Origin of the sequence: Herbidospora mongoliensis (assembly GCF_001570545.1) — a bacterium.
Taxonomy (GTDB): Bacteria; Actinomycetota; Actinomycetes; order Streptosporangiales; family Streptosporangiaceae; genus Herbidospora; species Herbidospora mongoliensis.
Window position 1 is genome coordinate 340,197 of record NZ_BBXD01000015.1, and the last position, 23,818, is coordinate 364,014.

General features: G+C 73.0%; 1 protein-coding gene. It reads left to right on the forward strand.

Going from position 1 to position 23,818, the window contains the following annotated elements; translation table 11 throughout:
• The first annotated feature begins 9 nt into the window (after positions 1-9).
• Positions 10-23,811 carry a type I polyketide synthase gene (locus AW272_RS45205; RefSeq protein ID WP_275527309.1) on the forward strand — a complete coding sequence of 7,934 codons (23,802 nt, stop codon included), beginning with the start codon at positions 10-12 and terminating at the stop codon, positions 23,809-23,811.
• Positions 23,812-23,818: the final 7 nt, after the last annotated feature.

The following is a 23,818-nucleotide window of genomic DNA, read 5'->3' on the forward strand; positions in this document are numbered from 1 at the left end:
GAGAACTCGATGAACGATCGTGGGAACAAGGCCGTCGAAGCGCTCCGCGCCTCGCTCAAGGAGGTCGAACGTCTCCGCCGGCAGAACCGGGAGATCCTGGCGGCGGCCCGCGAACCGATCGCCATCGTCGCCATGAGCTGCCGCCTGCCCGGAGGAGTGAGCCGCCCCGACGACCTGTGGCGGCTGGTGGAGGACGGCGTCGACGCCATCGCCGACTTCCCCGCCGACCGCGGCTGGGACCTCGACGACGCCGGGTTCGCGACGCGGGGCGGCTTCGTCCAAGACGCGGCCGACTTCGACGCCACGCTGTTCGGCATCAGCCCCCGCGAGGCGATGGCGATGGACCCCCAGCAGCGCCTGCTGCTTGAGGCGGCCTGGGAGACCTTCGAACGGGCGGGCATCGACCCGCACTCGGTGGCGGGCGGCGACACCGGCGTCTTCGTCGGCGCCTCGGCCTCCGGCTACGACACGGTCGGCGAGATGCCGGAGAACACCCAGGGCTACCACCTGACCGGCACCGCGAGCGGCGTGCTCTCCGGCCGCCTGTCCTACGTGTTCGGACTGGAGGGCCCCGCCGTCACCGTCGACACCGCCTGCTCGTCGTCGCTGGTGGCCCTGCACCTCGCCGTCCAGGCGCTACGACAGGGCGAATGCGGCCTGGCCCTCGTCGGCGGCGTCGCCGTGATCACCACCCCCGCTGGCTTCGCCGAGTTCGCCAGACAGGGCGGCATGGCCTCCGACGGGCGATGCAAGTCGTTCGGAGCAGAGGCCGACGGCACCGGCTGGGCCGAAGGCGTCGGCGTCCTGCTGCTGGAACGCCTCTCGGACGCCCAGCGCAACGGACACTCCGTGCTCGCGGTCGTACGCGGCAGCGCGGTCAACCAGGACGGCGCCTCCAACGGCCTCACCGCCCCCAACGGCCCTTCCCAGCAGCGCGTCATCCGCCAGGCGCTCGCCAACGCGGGCGTCCCCGCGACCGAAGTGGACGCCGTCGAAGCCCACGGCACCGGCACCCGCCTGGGCGACCCGATCGAGGCCGAGGCCCTGCAAGCCGTCTACGGACAGGACCGCGATCCGGCCCGGCCGTTGTGGCTCGGCTCGGTCAAGTCCAACCTGGGACACAGCCAGGCCGCGTCCGGCGTCGTCGGCGTCATCAAGAGCGTCCTGGCCCTGCGCAACGACCTGCTCCCACGCACCCTGCACGCCGACGAACCCACCCCCCACGTCGAGTGGACGGGCGGCGGCGTCCGCCTCCTGACCGACCCCCGCCCATGGCCCCGCACCGACCGCCCCCGCCGCATCGGCGTCTCGGCCTTCGGCGTCAGCGGCACCAACGCCCACGTGATCCTGGAAGACAGCCCAGCCACGACAGAACAGCCCACCTCGGTCGTCGACAAGACCGCGCCGACCGCTGCGGGTTCGGCCGCCTCGGTTGTCGCTGAGGGCGTGCCGGCCGCTGCCAAAGCCGCGTCACGCGCTCCGATTGTCGCCAGGGGCACGTCGGCTGCTGTTGAGGCCAAGTCGTCCGCTCCTGAAGGTGATGCGGATGCCCTGGCTTGGGTGGTCTCTGGGAAGACCCCCGAAGGGCTGCGCGCTCAAGCGGAGCGGTTGAGCGGATTCGTCGCGGAGTCCGACGCGGATGCGCGCGACCTCGCCTGGTCGCTTGCCACGACCCGCGCGGCGCTGGATCACCGCGCGGTGGTGCTGAGTCCTGACCGGGACGGCCTGCTGAACGGTCTTGATGCGCTGACCGCCGGTAAGCCCGGCGTGAGATCCGGTGTGGTGTCCGGGGCCGTGCGCGACGGCCGGACGGTGTTCCTGTTCACCGGTCAGGGGTCGCAGCGGGCCGGTATGGGGCGTGGCCTCTATGCCCGGTTCCCTGTGTACGCCGCTGCTTACGACGCCGTCTGTGATCAGCTGGACCTTCGTCTGGACCGGCCGATCCGTGACGTGGTGCTCGACGGCACCGACCTCAACCAGACCATGTGGGCCCAGGCAGGACTTTTCGCCGTCGAGGTGGCGGCGTTCCGGCTGCTGGAGTCGCTCCAGGTGACTCCGGACTTCCTGCTGGGCCACTCGATCGGTGAGATCGCCGCAGCCCATGTGGCCGGGGTGCTGTCGCTGGAGGACGCGTGCACGCTGGTGGCCGCCCGAGGCAGGTTGATGCAGGCGCTCCCTGAGGGTGGCGCGATGCTCGCCCTCCAGACCACCGAAGACCAGATCACTGATGACCGCGTGGACATCGCCGCCGTCAACGGCCTCGACTCGATCGTGATCTCCGGCCCCGCCGACGTCATCGACGAGTGGGCCGCGCGCGGCCTGAAGAACAGCCGGCTGAAGGTCTCGCACGCCTTCCACTCCCGCCTCATGGAGCCGATGCTCGCGGAGTTCGCCCAGGTCCTGGACACGCTGACATTCGCCGAACCGCAGATCCCGATCGTGTCCAACGTGACGGGCCGCCCCGGCGCGATGAACGAGCCCGGCTATTGGATCCGCCAGGTGCGGGAGGCGGTCAGGTTCGCCGACGGTGTGACCTACCTCCACGAGCAGGGGGTATCCCGATTCGTGGAACTGGGCCCGGACGGTGTCCTGTCCGGCCTCGCCCAGCAGTCGGTCGACGATGTGGTCTTCGCCCCGCTGATGCGCCGCAACCGCGACGAGGCGGACACGGCGCTGACCGCTCTGGCCCGGTTATGGACGACGGGCACCGAGGTCGACTGGTCCTCGCTCCTGCCCGGCGGGCGTCGGATAGACCTGCCGACCTACGCCTTCCAGCGCGAACGCTACTGGCCCCCCGCGGCTGCCAAGCCGGTGGCCGAATCGTCGAATGACGACGACGCCCGGTTCTGGTCGGCCGTGGAGCGCGCGGACCTCGCCGAGCTCGCCACCACACTCCGGCTGGAGGACGCCCCAGGAGTACTGAACGACATGGTGCCCGCCCTGTCGTCGTGGCGACGATCCCGGCGCCAGGCATCGATCGCCGACTCATGGCGCTACCGGGTCGACTGGAAGCCCATTACCGCCCCACACGATGCCGCCACGCTCACCGGAACCTGGCTGATTGTCAGCGCCGACGAGACGGGCGTGGCAGCCGAGGTGGAGACCGCGCTGCAAACGGCCGGTGCGCGGACGGCCCGACTGGTCCTCCCAGCCGAGCTGGACCGGGACGGGCTCGCGGCCGAGCTGAACCAGGCCGAGCTCGCCGGGGTCGTGCTCGCCGCCGGGGCCGCGACACCCGGTGCCGATCTGGCGGCGCTGCTGCTGGTGGTTCAGGCGCTCGGTGACGCCGGGATCGAGGCTCCGCTCTGGTGCCTGACCCGGGGTGCGGTAGCGGTCGATGACGATGATCATTTGGACACGCCTGACCAGGCGTTGCTGTGGGGCCTGGGCAGAGTCGCGGCGTTGGAGCACCCTGCCCGGTGGGGCGGGCTGATCGATCTGCCGCCGGTCCTGGACGGACCGACCACGGCCCTGCTCGCCGAACTCCTGAGCGGCGAAAGCGACGAAGACCAGGTCGCCTTGCGGGATGGGCGCGCGCTGGGCCGCCGGGTGGTGCGGGCCCCCGCACCGTCGGCGCCGATAAGAGAGTGGACAACCGACGGCACAGTGTTGATCACCGGCGGCACCGGCGGTCTGGGCGGTGACGTCGCGCGCTGGCTGGCCGGTCGAGGCGTGCCGCATCTCCTGCTGACCAGCCGCCGGGGCGCCGCCGCACCAGGCGCGGACGCCCTGGTGGCCGAGCTGACCGCCCTGGGAACCCGGGTATCGGTCGAAGCATGCGACGTGGCGGACCGGGACGCGCTGGCCGGGCTGCTGGCCGCCATCCCGGCCGAGTTCCCGCTGGCGGGCGTGGTGCACACCGCCGGAGTCGACGTGGCGAGCACGCTGATGGAGGCCGACCCGGACGGCGTCGCCGAGGTGCTGCGCGCCAAGGTGGGCGGCGCGGTCGCGCTCGACGAGCTCGCGGGCGACTGCGAGCTGTTCGTGGTGTTCTCCTCGATCGCGGCCACCTGGGGCAGCGGCGGCCAGGGCGCGTACGCGGCGGGCAACGCCTTCCTGGACGCGCTCGTGCGCAACCGCCGGGGGCGTGGCCTGAGCGGGACCTCCGTGGCGTGGGGTCCGTGGGCCGAGGTCGGCATGGCGATGCAGGGTGAGATGGCCGACTACCTGCGCCGCCGGGGTCTGCCCACGATGGACAGGGCGGTGGCGATCCGGGCCCTCGCGGCGGCGATCGACCACGGTGAGACCTGCGTCAGCGTCGCCGACGTCGACTGGGAGCGCTTCGCGCCCGCGTTCGTGTCGGGCCGCCCGAGCCCGCTGCTGGGCGACCTGCCCGAGGTGGCCCGCGCCCTGACTGATCAGGGAGCTGGGCACGAAATCGCCAAGAGTGGTGGGTTCGCGCTGCGCGACTCGCTGGCGGCGGCGCCTGCGGCGGAGCGGGCGCGGTTGCTGCTGGAGGCAGTGCGGGCGCACGCGGCGGCCGTGCTGGGGCACGCGTCGGCGGCGGTGGTGGAGCCGCGCCGCGCGTTCCGCGAGCTGGGGTTCGACTCGCTGACGGCGGTGGAACTGCGCAACCTGCTCGTCGCCGAGACGGGGCTGAGACTGCCGGCCACGCTGGTGTTCGACCATCCGAACCCGCTGACTCTGGCCGAGTTCCTGCTGGCCGAGATGTTCGGCACGGCCGATCCGGCCGATCCGGCGATCGGCGCATCGGCCGCGCCCGTCGACGGCGAACCGATCGCGATCATCGGGATGAGCTGCCGCTACCCGGGCGGCGTCGGCACCCCCGAGGACTTGTGGGACCTGGTGTCGTCGGGCCGGGAGGGCATCACGATCGTCCCCTCGGACCGCGGCTGGCCCGAGGACGCCGGCGGCCGGGCGCGGCGGGGCGGGTTCGTCGAGGACGCGGCGGAGTTCGACGCCGGGCTGTTCGGGATCTCGCCGCGCGAGGCGCTGGCGATGGACCCGCAACAGCGGCTGCTGCTGGAGGCGTCCTGGGAGGCCTTCGAGTCGGCCGGGATGGATCCGCTCTCGGTACGGCGCTCGCGGACCGGCGTGCTGATCGGCGGTTCGGCGTCGTTCTACGGCATCGGCATGGACATGCCCGCCAGCGCCCAGGGGCACATGCTCACCGGCACCGTGAGCAGCGTGCTGTCCGGCAGGGTGTCCTACACGTTCGGCCTCGAGGGCCCGGCGGTGACGATCGACACCGCCTGTTCGTCGTCGCTGGTGGCGCTGCATCTCGCCGTCCAGTCCCTGCGCAACGGCGAGTGCGAGATGGCGCTCGCCGGCGGCGTCATGGTGATGGTCTCCCCGGGGGTGTTCACCGAGTTCGACAAGCAGGACGGCCTGTCCGCCGACGGCCGCTGCAAGGCCTTCGCGGGCGCTGCCGACGGCACCGGCTGGGGCGAAGGCGTCGGCCTGCTCGTCCTGGAGCGCCTGTCGGACGCCCGGCGCAACGGCCACGAGGTTCTCGCGGTGGTCCGGGGCAGCGCGGTCAACCAGGACGGCGCTTCCAACGGTCTGACCGCCCCGAACGGGCCTTCACAGGAGCGGGTGATCCGCCAGGCACTGGCCAACGCCCGCCTTGAGCCCTCTGACGTGGACGTCGTCGAGGCGCACGGCACCGGCACCCGCCTGGGCGACCCGATCGAGGCCCAAGCCCTGCTGGCCGCCTACGGTCAGGACCGGCGGGAGCCGCTCTGGCTGGGCTCGATCAAGTCGAACATCGGCCACACCCAGGCGGCCGCAGGTGTGGCCGGTGTGATCAAGATGGTCCAGGCGATGCGCCACGGCGTCCTGCCCGCGACCCTGCACGTGGACGAACCGACGCCGCAGGTGGACTGGTCGACGGGCGCGGTGGCGCTGCTGACCGAGGCCCGGCCGTGGCCCTCGACGGACCGGCCGCGCCGGGCGGGTGTGTCCTCGTTCGGGATCAGCGGCACCAACGCGCACGTGGTGATCGAACAGGGTGACCCGGCCTCCCTGGGCGCCTCGGATGATGCCGAGTTCGCGGGGCCGGGTTCCGCCTCGGATGACCGGGAGCTTGCCGGGCCGGTGCCGTGGTTGGTGTCCGGTCGGTCGGAGCAGGCTCTCAAGGCGCAGGCCGAGCGGCTGCTCGGCCCGGTCGCGGAGCTAACACCGGTGGATGTGGGTCACTCGCTGCTGGCGCGGGCTGCCATGGAGCATCGGGCGGTCGTGTTCGGGTCTGAGCGTGAGGTGTTGCTGACCGGGCTGGGCGCGCTGGCCGCCGGGGAATCCGCGCCGAACGTGGTGCGGGGGAGCTCCCAGGCCGGTGGCGTGGTGTTCGTCTTCCCCGGTCAGGGCTCGCAGTGGGTCGGGATGGCGCAGGGTCTTCTCGACACCTCCCCGGTGTTCAGCGAGCGGCTGGCCGAATGCGAGACGGCTCTCTCCGAATTCGTGGACTGGTCTCTCAGCGAAGTGCTCCGCGACGGCACCGGCCTCGATCCCGTCGATGTGGTTCAGCCCGTTCTATGGGCGGTGATGGTGTCGCTGGCGGCGACGTGGCGGGCGCATGGCGTCCATCCCTCGGCGGTTATCGGGCACTCGCAAGGTGAGATCGCCGCCGCGGTCGTGGCGGGTGCGCTGTCGCTGGAAGACGGCGCCCGCGTGGTGGCGTTGCGGAGCAAGGCGCTGATCGCGCTGGCCGGTGGCGGCGGCATGGTCTCGATCGCCGCTGGACATCAGCAGGTGGAAGAGCTGTTCCCCCACGGGATCGCGGCCTTCAACGGACCGTCGTCGACGGTGGTTGCCGGCACGCCGCAGGCGCTGGAAGACCTGATCGCCGAATGTGAAGCCCGGGGGATCCGGGCCCGCCGGATTCCGGTGGACTACGCCTCGCACTCACCCCAGGTCGAGCAGATCCGCGACGACATCCTGGCCGCGCTGGCCCCGATCACCCCGCGCACCTCGGACGTCGCGCTGTATTCGACCATCACGGGCGTGCCGATCGACACCGCGACGATGGACGCCGCCTACTGGTACCAGAACCTCCGCTCCCCGGTGCAGTTCGAGCAGGCCACCCGATCGCTCATCGCCGACGGTAGAACCGTTTTCGTCGAATGCAGCCCGCATCCGGTGCTGACGATCGGCGTACAGGAAACAGCGGAAGAAGCAGTCACGGTAGGCACGCTGCGCCGAAACGACGGCGGCCAGGACAGGTTCCTGGCCTCGCTGGCCGAAGCCTGGTGCGCGGGCGTCGACGTCGACTTCACCGGGTTCCTGCCCGGTGGCCGACGCGTCGACCTGCCGACATACGCCTTCCAGCGCGAGCACTACTGGCCGAAGCGGGCCGCGAACACGGGCGACGCGGCGGCCGTGGGCCAGGTGGCGGCGGGGCATGCGCTCCTCGGTGCGGCGGTGCCGCTGGCCGGTGGCGGGTTCGTGCTGACGGGCAGGCTGTCGCTGGCTACGCACCCATGGCTGGCCGACCATGCCGTCCTCGGGCAGGTCGTGGTGCCGGGGACCGCGCTGGTCGAGATGGCGCTGCGAGCCGGTGACCAGGCGGGATGCAGTGCGCTGCGGGAGCTGGTGCTGCACGCGCCGCTGGTGCTCCCGGCCCAGGGCGGGGTCGCGGTGCAGGTCGGCGTCGGGGCCGACCACACGGTGGAGGTGCACTCCCGCGCCACGGAAGACGGGCCCTGGGTGTGCCACGCGACCGGTCTCCTGGACGTGGACACGTCGCCCGCCGATTTCGACCTCGCGGCATGGCCGCCCGCCGGTGCCCGGCCGGTGGACCTGGACGGGTTCTACGACGGCCTGACCGAGGCAGGCTACGGCTACGGCCCGGCCTTCCAGGGCCTGCGCGCGGCCTGGCGGGACGGCGAGACGATCTACGCCGAGGTGGAGCTCCCCTCAGGCGTGGAACCAGCCGGTTTCGGCCTGCACCCCGCCCTCCTCGACGCCGCCCTCCACGCGGTGAGCTTCGCGGAAAGCGCCGGGCCCGGCACCCGGCTGCCGTTCGCCTGGAACGGCGTCGGCCTGTACGCCACCCAGGCCACCACGCTGCGAGTGGCCCTGACCACCTCCCCGGACAGACTGGAGCTGCAGGCCGCCGACCCCACCGGCGCGCCCGTGATCGCCATCGAGTCGCTGACCCTGCGCGAGATCGCCCCGGACGCGCTGCGCGACCACAGCGTCGACGACGCCCTGTTCGCCGTCGACTGGATCCCGCTCCCCGCGACGAGCACCGCCGACACCGATACGCCGGTGCTGGACCTGTCGTACCTGGAGAGTTCGGCGGAGACGGTCCACCAGGCCACGGCGGACGCGCTGCGCAAGGTCCAGCGGATGCTCGCGGAAGACTCCGCCGGTCGCCTCGTGGTCACCACACGCGGCGCGACCCCGGCAGGCCCCGGCGGTGCCGTCACGGACCTGGCCGGTGCCGCCATCTGGGGAATGCTGCGCTGCGCGCAGTCGGAGAACCCCGGCCGGATCGTCCTGATCGACCGCGACCCGGCGGGCGGCGACCCGGAGGTCTGGCCGCTCATCGACGACGAGCCGCAGATCGCGCTACGCGCCGGCCAGGCATGGGCGCCCAGGCTGGCCCGCCGGAACACCGGCGCCGACCTCGCAGTCCCCACCGGCCAGGACACCTGGCGGCTGGACATCACCGACGAGGGCACCCTGGAGAACCTCGCATTGGTCACGGAACCGGACGCCCCGCTGGCCGCCGGCCAGGTGCGGGTGACGGTGCGCGCGGCCGGGGTTAACTTCCGCGACGTGCTGATCGCGCTCGGCATGTACCCGGACCGGACCCAGAAGATGGGCGGCGAAGCCGCGGGCGTGGTGACCGAGATCGGCCAGGACGTGACCGACCTGGCCGTGGGCGACCGCGTGTTCGGCTTCTTCGAGGGCGGTTTCGCCGCACGCGCGGTCACCGACCGGCGGCTGCTGGCCCGCGTCCCCACCGGCTGGTCGTTCACCGAGGCGGCGTCCCTGCCGGTCGTGTTCGTCACGGCCTACTACGGGCTGGTCGACGTCGCGGCGGCCCGTCCGGGAGAGTCCGTGCTGGTGCATGCCGCCGCCGGTGGCGTCGGCATGGCCGCAGTCCAGCTGGCCCGCCATCTGGGACTTGAGGTGTACGGCACGGCCAGCCCCGGCAAATGGGACACGCTCAGGACCCTGGGCCTGGACGAGGCGCACATCGCCTCGTCCAGAGATCTGGCCTTCGAAGAGCGGTTCCCCCGTGTGGACGTGGTGCTGAACTCCCTGGCAGGGGAGTTCGTCGACGCCTCGCTGCGGCTGCTGGCCGACGGTGGCCGGTTCGCCGACATGAGCAGGACCGACCTACGCGACCCGGCCCGGGTGGCGGCGGACCATCCGGGCGTGCGCTATCGGGCGTTCAACCCCGCGGAAGCCGGTCCGGAGAGGGTGGGCGAGATCCTCGCGGAGATCCTCGCCCTGTTCGAGGCCGGAACGCTGAACGCGCTGCCGATCACCGCCTGGGACGTCCGGGACGCCGTGCCCGCGTTCCGGTTCATCAGCCAGGCCAGGCACGTCGGCAAGAACGTGCTGACGATGCCCGTACCGCTGAACCCGGACGGCACCGTCCTGATCACCGGCGGCACCGGCACCCTCGGCGGCCTGCTGGCGCGGCACCTGGTGACCGAGCACGGCGTGCGGAATCTCCTGCTGCTCAGCCGGGCCGGTGGGACTTCTCCGAAAGCGGCCGAGCTGGTCACCGACCTCCAAGCGCTGGGTGCCCGGGTCACCGTGGCGGCCTGCGACGCCGCCGACCGCGACGCCCTGGCGGAAACGCTGGCCGCGATCCCGGCCGCGCACCCGCTGACGGGCGTGGTGCACGCCGCCGGGGTCCTGGACGACGGCGTGTTCGAGGCGATGACGCCCGAACGGCTCGCCGCCGTGCTGCGGCCCAAGGTCGACGCCGCGTTCAACCTGCACGACCTGACCCTCGACGCCGATCTGGCCATGTTCGTGCTCTACTCCTCCGCCTCGGCCACGCTCGGCACCGGCGGCCAGGCCAACTACGCCGCGGCCAACAGCTTCCTCGACGGTCTGGCGTCCTACCGCCGCGCCCGTGGGTTGCCCGCGCAGTCGCTCGGCTGGGGCCTGTGGCAGCGGGCGAGCACGATGACCGAACACCTCGCCACCCGTGCGGGCACCCTGAGCGACGAGCAGGGACTGGCGCTCTTCGACCTCGCCCGCACCCGGCCCGCCGCCCACCTGGTGCCGATCACCCTCGACCTGACCGGCGGCGGCGTGGAGGTTCCGGCGCTGATGCGCGCCCTGGTCCGGCGGACCGGCCGCCGAGCGGCCGCAGGCGATGCGGGCGCCCCCGACACGCTCACCCGGCGGCTGCACGGCTCGTCCCCGGGCGACCGCCGCCAGATCCTCCTGGACCTGGTGAGAGGCAACGCCGCCACCGTGCTCGGGCACGCCCAGGCGGACGCCGTCGGCGCGCGGCAGTCGTTCCGCGACCTCGGCTTCGACTCGCTGACGGCGGTCGAACTGCGCAACCGGCTGAACACCGCCACCGGCCTCCGGCTGCCCGCCACGCTGGTCTTCGACTACCCTAATCCGGCCGCGCTCGCCGAGCATCTCGCCACCCGGCTGCTCGGCGAGGCCGAACCGGTGGCGGCCGCCCGCCCGGCGCCGGCCGCCGCACTCGGCGACCCGATCGCGATCGTCGGCATGGCCTGCCGCCTGCCCGGCGCGGTCGCCTCGCCGGCCGACCTGTGGCGGCTGGTCAGCACGGGCCAGGACGCGGTCTCGGCGTTCCCCGCCGACCGGAACTGGCCGGTCGACGTCGTCACGGGCGACGCGGCGCGCGGCGGTTTCGTCGACGGGGCGACCGAGTTCGACGCCGACCTGTTCGGCATCTCGCCGCGTGAGGCGCTGGCGATGGACCCGCAGCAGCGACTGCTGCTGGAATCGGCGTGGGCGGCGTTCGAGTCCGCCGGCCTGCCCGCGTCCCACCTGCACGGCACGCCCACCGGTGTCTTCATCGGCGCGGCCGCCTCCCAGTACGGCCTCGGCATGCGGGTGCCGGAGAACGCGGTCGGGCACCTGATGACCGGCAGCGCGACCAGCATCGCGTCCGGCCGGCTGGCGTACACGTTCGGGCTCGAAGGCCCGGCCGTGACCGTGGACACCGCATGCTCGTCGTCGCTGGTGGCCCTGCACCTGGCCGTGCAGGCGCTGCGCAACGGCGAGTGCGATCTGGCCTTGGCCGGCGGCGTGACCGTGCTCGCCGCCCCCGGCGTGATCACCGAGTTCGACCGGCAGGGCGGCCTGGCCTCCGACGGCCGCTGCAAGGCCTTCTCCGCCGACGCCGACGGCACCGGCATGTCCGAAGGCGTCGCCCTGCTGGTGGTCGAACGGCTCTCCGACGCTCAGCGCAACGGCCACCCGGTGCTGGCGGTGGTGCGGGGGAGCGCGGTCAACCAGGACGGCGCGTCCAATGGCCTGACCGCTCCGAACGGCCCCGCGCAGCAGCGCGTGATCCGCCAGGCGCTGGCAAGTGCCAAGCTCACTCCCTCCGAGGTGGACGCGGTGGAGGCGCACGGCACCGGCACCCGATTGGGCGACCCGATCGAGGCGCAGGCGCTGCTGGCGACGTACGGACAGAACCGAGAGCAGCCCTTGTGGCTGGGCTCGATCAAGTCGAACATCGGCCACACGCAGGCGGCGGCGGGTGTCGCCGGAGTGATCAAGATGGTCGAGGCGCTGCGCCACGGCGTGCTGCCGCCGACGCTGCACGCGGACGAGCCGACCCCGCAGGTCGACTGGACGACGGGTGCCGTGGAGCTGTTGACCGAGGCCCGGCCGTGGCCTCTGAGCGAGAGACCGCGCCGCGCGGGGATCTCGTCGTTCGGGATCAGCGGCACGAACGCGCACGTCATCATCGAAGCCGCGCCGGACACCGGTGAGACCGGACCAGTCACGGACGAGGCGACGCCGGGCGCCGGCGAGGGTGCGTCGGCCGCCGACGCAGGTGTGCTGGGTTGGCTGGTCTCCGCGAAGACCGTCGACGGCCTGCGCGCGCAGGCCCGTTCGCTGCGCGAACACGTTTCGGCCTTGGACCCGGCCGACGTCGGCTGGTCCCTGGCGACCACGCGCACGGCGCTGGACCGGCGCGCGGTGGTGCTGGGCTCCGACGACCTGCTGTCGGGTCTCGACGCGCTGACCTCTGGCGAGTCCTCCGCCCAGGTGGTGTCGGGCGTGGCCAGTGAGGGGCGCACGGCGTTCCTGTTCACCGGCCAGGGTTCGCAGCGGGCCGGAATGGGGCGTGGTCTCCATGCGCGGTTCCCTGTGTACGCCGCTGCCTACGACGCCGTCTGCGATCAGCTGGACCTTCGCCTCGATCGGCCGATCCGTGACGTAGCACTCGACCTGAACCAGACCATGTGGGCCCAAGCAGGCCTCTTCGCCGTCGAGGTCGCCTCGTTCCGGCTGCTGGAGTCGTGGGGAGTGACCCCGGACTACCTGCTGGGACATTCCATCGGCGAGATCGCCGCCGCCCACTGCGCAGGCGTGCTGTCACTGGAAGACGCGTGCACCCTGGTCGCGGCGCGTGGCAGGTTGATGCAGGCCCTCCCGGCGGGCGGTGCGATGCTCGCCCTCCAGGCCACCGAGAACGACATCACCGATGACCGCATCGACATCGCCGCCGTCAACGGCCCTCAGTCAATCGTGATCTCCGGCCCCGCCGACGTCATCGACGAGTGGGCGTCTCGTGGCTTCAAGAACAACCGGCTGAAGGTCTCCCACGCCTTCCACTCCCGGCTCATGGAACCGATGCTGGCCGAATTCGCCCAGGTCCTGGGCGCCCTGACCTTCGCCGAACCGCGTATCCCGATCGTGTCGAACCTGACCGGCGAAGTCGCCGAGCCGGGCCTGCTGTCGTCCCCGGCCTACTGGCTGCGGCAGGTCCGCGAGGCGGTCCGGTTCGCCGACGGCGTCACCTGTCTGAGCGGGCGAGGCGTGTCCAGGTTCGTGGAGCTGGGCCCGGACGGCGTCCTGTCCGGCCTGGCCCAGCAGTCCGCCGACGGGACGTTCGCACCCCTGATGCGCCGCGACCGCGACGAAGCCGAGACAACCCTCGCAGCCCTCGCCAAGTTGTGGACGACCGGCGCCGAAGTCGACTGGCCGACCGTGCTGCGCCCCGGGAACCGGGTCGACCTGCCGATCTACGCCTTCCAGCGTCAGCGGTACTGGCCCGAGCCGCTCGCCCAGTCCTCACCGTCGGACCCCGCCGAAGCACGGTTCTGGGACGCGGTCGACCGCGAAGACGCGACCGAGATCGCCGACACCCTCCACCTCGACCACACCCCCGGACAGCTCCAGACGGTGCTCCCCGCCCTCTCCGCCTGGCGACGCTCACGCCGCCAGGAGACGGCCATCGCCTCATGGCGCTACCAGATCACCTGGAAGCCCCTCGGCGGCTCCGCGGAAAGCAGCCTGACAGGAACCTGGCTCCTGGCCGCGCCGCCCGGCTCCGACCTGGCCGTTCACGTGGCCGCCGCCCTGCGCGACGCCGGCGCGGACGTCCTGGACCACCAGACCTCAAGGCATGGCGACCTCGCCGGAGTCGTCCTCATCCCGGGCTCCGAAGTGGTGGCCGAATCGCTGGCCGCCCTCCGGACCCATGAAGACGCCCCCCTCTGGGTGATCACCAGCGGCGCCGTCTCGATCGGCCGCTCCGACCCGCTGCGCGCCCCCGACCAGGCACAGGCCTGGGGGCTGGGCCGGGTGGCGGCGCTGGAGCACCCGCGGCGATGGGGCGGCCTGATCGACCTCCCGGCCGTCCCCGACGCGACCACCGCGCGCCGCCTGGTGTCCGTGCTCGCCGGTCGTACCGGAGAAGACCAGGTCGCCATCCGCGGCGCCGGCCTGTACGGCAGACGGCTGGCCCGCGCGACCGCCGACTCCGGCGGCACACCGTGGACGACGTCGGGCACCGTCCTGATCACCGGCGGCACCGGAGCCCTGGGCGCCGAAGTGGCCCGCTGGCTGGCCGGGCGAGGCGTCCCCCGCCTGGTCCTGACCGGCCGCCGGGGAGCCGACACCCCCGGCACGGCCGACCTGGTGGCCGAGCTGACCGAACTCGGCGCCGAGGTCACCGTCGCCGCCTGCGACGTCACCGACCGCGACTCGCTCGCCGCGCTCCTGGCCGTGATCCCGGACCTGACCGGCGTGGTGCACGCGGCGGGCGCCGGGCAGGCCACCCCCCTCGCGGCCACCGACGAGCCCGAGATCAGACGGGTGCTGGACGTCAAGGCGACCGGCGCGGCCCTCCTCGACGAACTGACCCACGACGTGAGCATGTTCGTCGTCTTCTCCTCCATCGCCGCCACCTGGGGAAGCGGCGGCCAGGGCGTGTACGCGGCGGCCAACGCCCACCTCGACGCGCTCGTTCAGCGGCGCAGGGCCCGAGGCCTGACCGGCACGTCCGTGGCGTGGGGCCCGTGGGCGGGCGCCGGCATGGCCGTCGAGGGCGAGACGGAGGAGTTCCTGCGCCGCCGTGGCCTGCTCGCGATGGACCCGAAACTGGCCGTCCTCGCCCTGGCCCAAGCCGTCGACCGGGACGAGACCTGCGTGACCGTCGCCGACGTCGACTGGGCGCGCTTCGCGCCGAGCTTCGTCTCCGGACGGCACAGCGCCCTGCTCGCCGACCTGCCGGAGGCCGCGAGGACCCTCGCGCCGGTCGCCGCCGACCACGGCTCGGCGTTCCGCGCCGACCTCGCGGCGGCCCCCACCGCCCGCCGCCACCGGATGCTGCTCGACCTGATCAGAGCCCGCGCAGCCACCGCGCTCGGCCACGCGTCGGCGGAGACCATCGACGCCGACCGGGCCTTCCGCGACCTCGGCTTCGACTCGCTGACCGCCGTCGAACTGCGGAACCTGCTGGGCGCGGAGACCGGACTCGTCCTCCCGGCCACCCTCGTCTTCGACCATCCGACCCCGGCCGTGCTGGCCGCCCACCTGTCCGATCAGCTGGCCGATGAACTGGCCGGTGACGTGCTGGAGCCCGCCCGGCCGGTCGCGGCCGACGCGTCCGTCGACGACCCGATCGCGATCGTCGGCATGGGCGCCCGTTACCCGGGCGGCGTGCGCGGTGCGGCCCAGCTGTGGGACCTGGTCGCGGGCGGTTTCGACGGTGTCACCGGCTTCCCGGCCGACCGCGACTGGCCCGTCGACCTGGTCGACGCCGACGCGGCCCAGGGCGGTTTCGTCGACGGAGCCACCGAGTTCGACGCCGGGCTGTTCGGGATCTCGCCGCGCGAGGCGCTGGCGATGGACCCGCAGCAGCGGCTGCTGCTGGAGGCCGCCTGGGAGACGTTCGAGTCGGCCGGGATCGCCCCACGCTCACTCAAGGGACGCCCGGTCGGCGTGTTCGTCGGCGCGTCGTCGTCCGGATACGGCGGCCTGGCCGAGGGGCTGGACGGCGCGGAGGGCTACCTCCTGGCGGGCACCGCCAACAGCGTGATCTCCGGCCGCGTCGCTTACACCTTCGGGCTCGAAGGCCCGGCCGTGACGGTGGACACGGCGTGCTCATCGTCGCTGGTGGCGCTGCACCTGGCGGTGCAGGCGCTGCGGCGGGGCGAGTGTGAGCTGGCACTGGCCGGCGGCGTGACCGTGATGGTGTCACCCGCGGCGTTCGTGGAGTTCGACCGGCAGGGCGGCCTGGCCTCCGACGGCCGGTGCAGGTCCTTCGCCGACGCGGCGGACGGCACCGGCTGGGGCGAGGGCGTCGGCGTCCTGCTGGTGGAGCGTCTTTCCGACGCTCAGCGGCTCGGGCACGAGGTCCTCGCGGTGGTGCGCGGCAGCGCGATCAACCAGGACGGCGCGTCGAACGGCCTCACCGCGCCGAACGGCCCCTCGCAGCAGCGCGTGATCCGGCAGGCGCTGGCCGACGCGGGCCTCCGGCCGTCCGACGTCGACGCCGTCGAGGCGCACGGCACCGGCACGGTCCTCGGCGACCCCATCGAGGCCCAGGCGCTCCTGGCCACCTACGGTCAGGACCGGGACGAGCCCCTCTGGCTCGGCTCGATCAAGTCGAACATCGGCCACACCCAGGCGGCGTCCGGGGTGGCCGGTGTGATCAAGATGGTCCAGGCGATGCGCCACGGTGTGCTCCCCGCGACGCTGCACGTCGACGAGCCGTCCCGGCAGGTCGACTGGTCGACCGGCGCGGTCGAACTGCTGACCGAGGCCCGGCCGTGGCCCTCCGCGGAGCGGCCGCGCCGCGCGGGCGTCTCCTCGTTCGGGATCAGCGGCACCAACGCGCACATCATCCTCGAAGCCGCACCGGCCCGATCGACGGAACCGGCCGCGCCGATCGGCGACCCTGGTCATCTCGGGTGGACGATCTCCGCCACCACCGCCGAAGGACTGCGTGACCAGGCGGCACGGTTGCGCGCGTTCACCGCGGAGAGCGACGACCCGCGCGACGTCGCCTGGTCACTCGCCACCACGAGAACGGCGCTGACCCATCGAGCCGTGATCGTCGGCGAAGACCACGCGGGCCTGCTCCGGGGCCTCGACGCGCTGACCGCCGGCAGGCCCGGCGTGGTGTCCGGGGCCGTGACCGCCGGACAGACGGCGTTCCTGTTCACCGGTCAGGGATCGCAGCGGGCCGGGATGGGGCGTGGCCTGTATGCCCGGTTCCCCGTGTTCGCCGAGGCCTTCGACGCCGTCTGCGCAGCTCTGGACCTTCTACTCGACCGGCCGATCAGAGACGTCATCCTCGACGGCACCGACCTCGACCAGACCATGTGGGCCCAGGCCGGACTCTTCGCCGTCGAGGTCGCGTCCTTCCGACTGATGGAGTCGCTCGGGGTCGTCCCGGACTACCTGCTGGGCCACTCGATCGGCGAGGTAGCCGCCGCTCACTGCGCGGGGATCCTGACGCTCGAAGACGCGTGCATCCTCGTGGCCGCCCGAGGCCGCCTGATGCAGGCGCTCCCGCCCGGCGGCGCGATGCTCGCGCTCCAGGCCACCGAAGACCAGATCACCGACGATCGCGTCGACATCGCCGCCGTCAACGGCCCCAACTCGGTGGTGATCTCCGGCCCCGCCGACGTCATCGACGAGTGGGCGTCTCGTGGCTTCAAGAGCAACCGGCTGAAGGTCTCGCACGCGTTCCACTCGCGGCTCATGGAACCGATGCTGGACGAATTCGCCCAGGTCCTGACCACACTGACCTTCGCCCAACCGCAGATCCCGATCGTGTCCGGCGACATGACCACGCCCGGCTACTGGGTCCGCCAGATCCGGGAGGCGGTCCGGTTCGCCGACGGCGTCACCCACCTGCGCGACCAGGGCGTGACCCGGTTCGTGGAACTGGGCCCCGACGGGGTGCTGTCCGCGATGGCGCAGCAGTCGGCCGACGGGTTGTTCGCCCCGCTGATGCGCCGCGACCGCGACGAAGCCGAAACCGCGCTGACCGCGCTCGCCCAGCTGTGGACGACCGGCGCCGACGTCGACTGGCCGGCCGTCCTGCCGGGCGGACGCCGGATCGACCTGCCCACCTACGCCTTCCAGCGCGACCGCTACTGGCCCAGGCCGGTGCCCGCGGTCATCACGGGCGACGTGGTCGAATCCCGCTTCTGGGACGCCGTCGAACGCGAGGACCTCGGCGAACTCGCCCACACCCTCGACACGCAGCCCGAGAACGTGGAGAGCCTGCTGCCCGCTCTGTCGTCGTGGCACAAGCGCCGCCGCCAGGACTCGGCGGTCGAGTCGTGGCGCTACCAGGTCACCTGGAAGCCGCTGACCAGCGAGAAGACCGGCACGCTGACGGGCCGCTGGCTGCTGGTCGTGACAGAGGAGCAGCCGCTCGCCCAGCAGGTCGAAGCGGCACTCGCCTCGGCCGGCGCGGACGTGGTCCGCCTGGTCGTGACGGACATCGACCGCGCCGCACTGACAGAGCGCCTCGAAGACGTGGCAGGCGTGGTGAGCCTGACCGACCTGGTCACGACACTCACGCTCCTCCAGTCGCTGGGCGATGCGGGCATCCAGGCCCCGCTGTGGGCGATGACCGTCGGCGCGGTCTCGATCGGCCGGTCGGATCCGCTGGCGAATCCCGTACAGGCCCAGATCTGGGGGCTCGGCCGGGTGGCGGCCCTGGAGTACCCCGACCGCTGGGGCGGCCTCATCGACCTCCCGCAAACGTTCGACGAGCGGGCCGGACAGCGCCTCGTCACGGTCCTGACCGGCGATGAGGACCAGGTCGCGATCCGCGCCTCGGGTGTGTACGGCCGCAGGCTCGGGCGCACCGCCGCCGACGACGACGTGGTTCCGTGGTCGCCGAAGCGGCCCGGCACGGTGCTGGTCACCGGCGGCACCGGCGCGCTGGGCGCGGTCGTCGCCCGCTGGCTGGCCGAAAGCGGCGTCGCGCACCTGGTCCTGACCGGGCGGCGCGGCACGGCCCCCGACCTGGCGGCGGAGCTGACCGCGCTGGGAGCCAGGGTGACCGTGGCCGCGTGCGACGCGGCCGACCGGGACGCGGTCGCGGCGGTCCTGGCCGGGATCCCGGCCGACCTCCCGCTGACCGGCGTGATCCACGCGGCCGGCGTCCTCGACGACGGCCTGCTCGACGCGCTGACACCCGACCGGTTCGAGACGGTGCTGTCCGCCAAGGCGTCGGGCCTGGTCCACCTCGACGAGCTGACCCGGGACGCCGACCTGGACTTCTTCGTGGCCTTCTCCTCGATGGCGGGCGCGATCGGCAGCGCCGGTCAGGGCAACTACGCGGCGGCCAACGCCTTCCTCGACGCGTGGATGCGGCACCGCCGCGACCGTGGCCTCCCCGGCGTGTCGGTGGCGTGGGGCCCCTGGGCCCAGGACGGCATGGCCACCGGCAGGGCCGCGACCGAGCGGCTGCGCCGTGGCGGCGTGTCACCGATGGCGCCGAAAACGGCGGTGCGGGCGCTGGCCCAGGCGATCGGCCACGACCAGCCGAACCTGATGGTCGCCGACATCGACTGGACGGCCTTCGCCCCCGCGTTCTCGGCCACCCGGCCGAGCCCGCTCCTGCGTGACCTGCCCGAAGTGATCGCGCTGCCCACCACGACTGTGGGCGTCTCCCGCCTGCGCGAGGAACTGGCGGCCGTCCCGGCGCGCCGGCGCGGGCAACTCCTGCTCGACACCATCCGGGCGCTGGCCGCCGCCGTGCTCGGGCACGACTCCGGCGAGGCCATCGCGCCCTCCCAGGCCTTCCGCGAACTCGGCTTCGACTCGCTGATGGCGGTGGAGTTCCGCAACCGCCTGAACGCCGAGACCGGACTGCGGCTGCCCGCGACGCTGGTCTTCGACCGGCCGACCCCGATGGTGCTGGCCGGGTTCCTGGAAGGGGAACTGTTCGACGGGCATGCTCCGGCCGACGAGGTGATGGTCGAAGGCCGGTTGGACGAACCGATCGCGATCGTCGGCATGAGCTGCCGCTTCCCCGGCGGGGTGACCAGCCCGGCGGAGCTGTGGCGGCTGGTGGCCGACGGGGTCGACGGCCTGTCGGCCTTCCCCGCCGACCGTGGCTGGCCGATGAACTCCGGCTACGCGCGCGTCGGCGGGTTCGTCGACGACGTGGCGGATTTCGACGCGGCCCTGTTCGGGATCTCGCCTCGTGAGGCGCTGGCGATGGACCCGCAGCAGCGGCTCCTGCTCGAAGCGGCCTGGGAGACGTTCGAGTCGGCCGGGCTGGACCCGCGCTCACTCCGGGGCCGCTCGGTCGGCGTCTTCGCCGGCACCAACGGCCAGGACTACGGCGCGCTGCTGGCCGCCTCGGACGAGCAGGTCGAAGGGCACGTGGCCACGGGCAACGCGGCGTCGGTGCTGTCGGGCCGGGTCTCGTACGTGTTCGGGCTGGAGGGCCCGGCCGTGACCGTGGACACCGCGTGCTCGTCGTCGCTGGTGGCACTGCACTGGGCGGCCCAGGCGCTGCGCAGCGGCGAATGTGAGATGGCGCTGGCCGGCGGCGTGACGGTGATGTCCACGCCGAGCGCCTTCGCCGAGTTCGACCGGCAGGGCGGCCTGGCCGCCGACGGCCGGTGCAAGGCGTTCGCCGCCGGAGCGGACGGCACCGGCTGGGGCGAGGGCGTCGGCGTCCTACTGGTGGAGCGCCTGTCGGACGCCCGCCGCAACGGCCACGAGGTGCTCGCGATCATCAGGGGCAGCGCGGTCAACCAGGACGGCGCGTCCAATGGCCTGACCGCCCCCAACGGCCCTTCGCAGGAACGGGTGATCCGCCAGGCGCTGGCCGGAGCACGTCTCGACCCCTCGGAGGTCGACGCGGTGGAGGCGCACGGCACCGGCACCCGGTTGGGCGACCCGATCGAGGCGCAGGCGTTGCTGGCGACGTACGGACAAGAAAGAGCGCGGCCCCTGTGGCTGGGCTCGATCAAATCGAACATCGGCCACACGCAGGCCGCGGCGGGTGTCGCCGGTGTGATCAAGATGGTCCAGGCGATGCGCCACGGCGTGCTCCCCGCGACGCTGCACGTGGACGAGCCGACGCCGCAGGTCGACTGGTCGACCGGCGCGGTCGAACTGCTGACCGAGCCGAGACCGTGGCCCGCCACGGACCGCCCGCGCAGAGCGGGTGTCTCCTCGTTCGGCGTCAGCGGCACCAACGCCCACGTGATCATCGAACAGGGCGACCCCGCCCCGGTTTCGGCCCCGGCATCGCAAGGCCCGGCACCTTGGCTGGTGTCCGGCCGGACGGCCGAGGCGCTGGCAGCACAGGCCGAGCGCTTGCGGGAAGCGGTTCGGGACCTGCCTCCGGTGGACGTCGCCTGGTCGCTCGCCACGACCCGGGCCGCGCTGACCCAGCGTGCGGTGATCATCGGCGGCGATCACCCGGAACTGCTCTCCGGACTGGACGCTCTCGCCGTGGGCGAACCCGCGACGGGCGTGGTCTCGGGTGTCTCCGCCGAAGGCCGGACGGCGTTCCTGTTCACCGGCCAGGGTTCACAGCGGGTCGGCATGGGACGCGGTCTGTACGAGGCGTTCCCGGTGTTCGCCGACGCCTTCGACGCCGTCTGCGCGGCACTGGACCTCCTCCTCGACCGGCCGATCCGGGACGTCATCCTCGACGGCACCGACCTCGACCAGACCGTCTACACACAGGCCGGCCTCTTCGCGGTCGAGGTGGCGTCGTTCCGCCTACTGGAGTCGCTCGGCGTGACCCCGGACTACCTGCTCGGCCACTCGATCGGCGAGGTCGCCGCAGCCCACTGCGCAGGGATTCTGTCCCTGGAAGACGCGTGCACCCTCGTGGCCGCGCGAGGCCGGTTGATGCAGGCGCTCCCTGAAGGGGGAGCGATGCTCGCCCTCCAGGCCACCGCGGCGGACATCGACGACGAGCGCATCGACATCGCCGCGATCAACGGCCCTCAGTCTGTGGTGATCTCCGGCCCGGCCGACGTCATCGACGAGTGGGTGTCTCGTGGCTTCAAGAGCAACCGGCTGAAGGTCTCGCACGCCTTCCACTCCCGGCTCATGGAACCGATGCTGGACGAATTCGCCCAGGTCCTGGACACGCTGACCTTCACCGAACCGCAGATCCCCATCGTGTCGGGCGACATGACCACACCCGGCTACTGGGTCCGCCAGGTCCTGGAGACGGTCAGGTTCGCCGACGGCGTCACCCAGCTCCACGACCAGGGCGTGACCCGGTTCGTGGAACTCGGCCCCGACGGCGTGCTCTCCGCGATGGCGCAGCAGTCGGCAGAAGGCGTGTTCGCGCCGCTGATGCGCCGCGACCGCGACGAAGCCGAAACCGCCCTGACGGCCCTCGCCCGGTTGTGGACGACCGGCGCCGACGTCGACTGGCCGGCGGTCCTGCGGGCCGGTCGCCGGGTCGACCTGCCCACCTACGCCTTCCAGCGGCAGCGCTTCTGGCCCAGGACCCCGGCACCGTCCGGCGACGTGGTCGACTCATGGCGCTACCAGGTCGAATGGAAGCCGGTGACGGTTCACCCCGGTGCGCTGGACGGCACCTGGATCCTCGTCACCCCCGACGACGACCTGCTCCTCGCCGACACGCTGCGCGCGGCCGGCGCCGACGTGGTCACGCTCACCCCGGCGGGCCTCGACCGGCGGGAGCTGGCCGAGCGCCTCCGCGCGGCCGCGCCGGCCGTCGGCGGGATCGTCTACCGGCCCGGCCGCCACAGCGGCCTGGCCACGATGCTCACCCTGCTCCACGCCCTCGGCGACGCCGAGCTGGACGCCCCGCTGTGGACGCTGACCAGCGGCGCGGTGGCGGTCGACGGCACCGACAGGCTGATCCGCCCGGACGACGCCCAGCTGTGGGGCCTCGGCCGGGTCGCCGCCCTGGAACGGCCGCGGAGCTGGGGCGGTCTGATCGACCTGCCCGCCGGCCTGGACTCCCGTAGTCGGGAAGGCCTGGTCGCGGTGCTCGGCGGCATGGGCGAAGACCAAGTCGCCCTGCGCGGCGGCAGGGCGCTCGCCCGGCGTCTCGTCCGGGCGGCCCGTCCGGAATCGACCGCGACCCCCTGGACGCCGTCCCGGCCCGGCACGGTCCTGATCACCGGCGGCACCGGCGCCCTCGGCGCGTCGGTGGCCCGCTGGCTGGCCGGGCGCGGGGTGGCGAACCTCGTGCTCACCGGCCGCCGGGGCATGGACGCGCCCGGGGCCGCCGACCTGGCTGGCGAGCTGGCGGCGAACGGCGCGCGGGTGACCGTGGCGCAGTGCGACGTCGCCGATCGAGGCGCGCTCGCCGAGGTGCTGGCCGCGATCCCGGCGGATCTCCCGCTGATCGGCGTCGTGCACGCCGCCGGGGTGGCCCAGGCGGCGACGCTGGCGGAGACCGGCCTCGCCGACATCCCCGAGATCACCGGCGGCAAGGTGTCGGGCGCGGCCCACCTCGACGCGCTCACCCCGGCCGACCTGGAACTGTTCATCGTCTTCTCGTCGATCGCGGCCACGTGGGGCAGCGGCGGCCAGGGCCTCTACGCCGCCGGCAACGCCTACCTCGACGCGCTCGTGCGTCAGCGGCGCGACCGGGGCCAGACGGGGACCTCGGTGGCGTGGGGCCCGTGGGCGGGTTCGGGAATGGCGGTCTCCGGTGAGGCGGCCGAGTTCCTGCGCCGCCGGGGCCTGCGGGCCCTCGACCCGGACCTCGCCGTGTCGGCGCTGGCCCAGGCGGTCGACCACGGCGAGAGCGCGCTGACCGTCGCCGACGTCGACTGGACCCGGTTCGCGCAGACGTTCACCGCCGCCCGGCCCAGCCCGCTCATCGGCGACCTGCCCGAACTCGCCGTCGCGACGGACGACCTGCCCGGCGACGGCGGGCTGCGGACCCGGCTCGGCGCGCTGGGCGCGCAGGAGCGGATGGCCGAGCTGCTGGAGCTGATCCGGCGCGCCCTCGCCGCCGTGCTCCGCTACGCCCCGGACGAGCGGATCGACGAGAGCCGCCCGTTCCGCGACCTCGGGTTCGACTCGCTGACCGCGGTCGAGTTCCGCAACCTGCTGGCGAAGGAGTGCGGCACCCCGCTGTCGGCGACGATCGTCTTCGACCACCCGACCCCGGTCGCGCTCGCCGCGCACCTGCACGGCGTGCTGCCCGGCGCCGACCCGGTCACGGACGTCGAGCCGTTGATCACGGCGCTGGACACGATGGAGGCCGCGATGGCCGCCGGCCTGCCGGACGAACTGTCGCGGGTCCGGGTCACCGTCCGGCTGCAGGCGTTCCTCGCCAAGTGGACCGCGGCCGAGCAGGCGGCGGCCGGCGACAACCTGGAAGACCTGCTCGACGCCGCCAGTGACGAGGAGCTGATCGACCTGATCCGCGAACAGCTGAGCTGAAATCCGA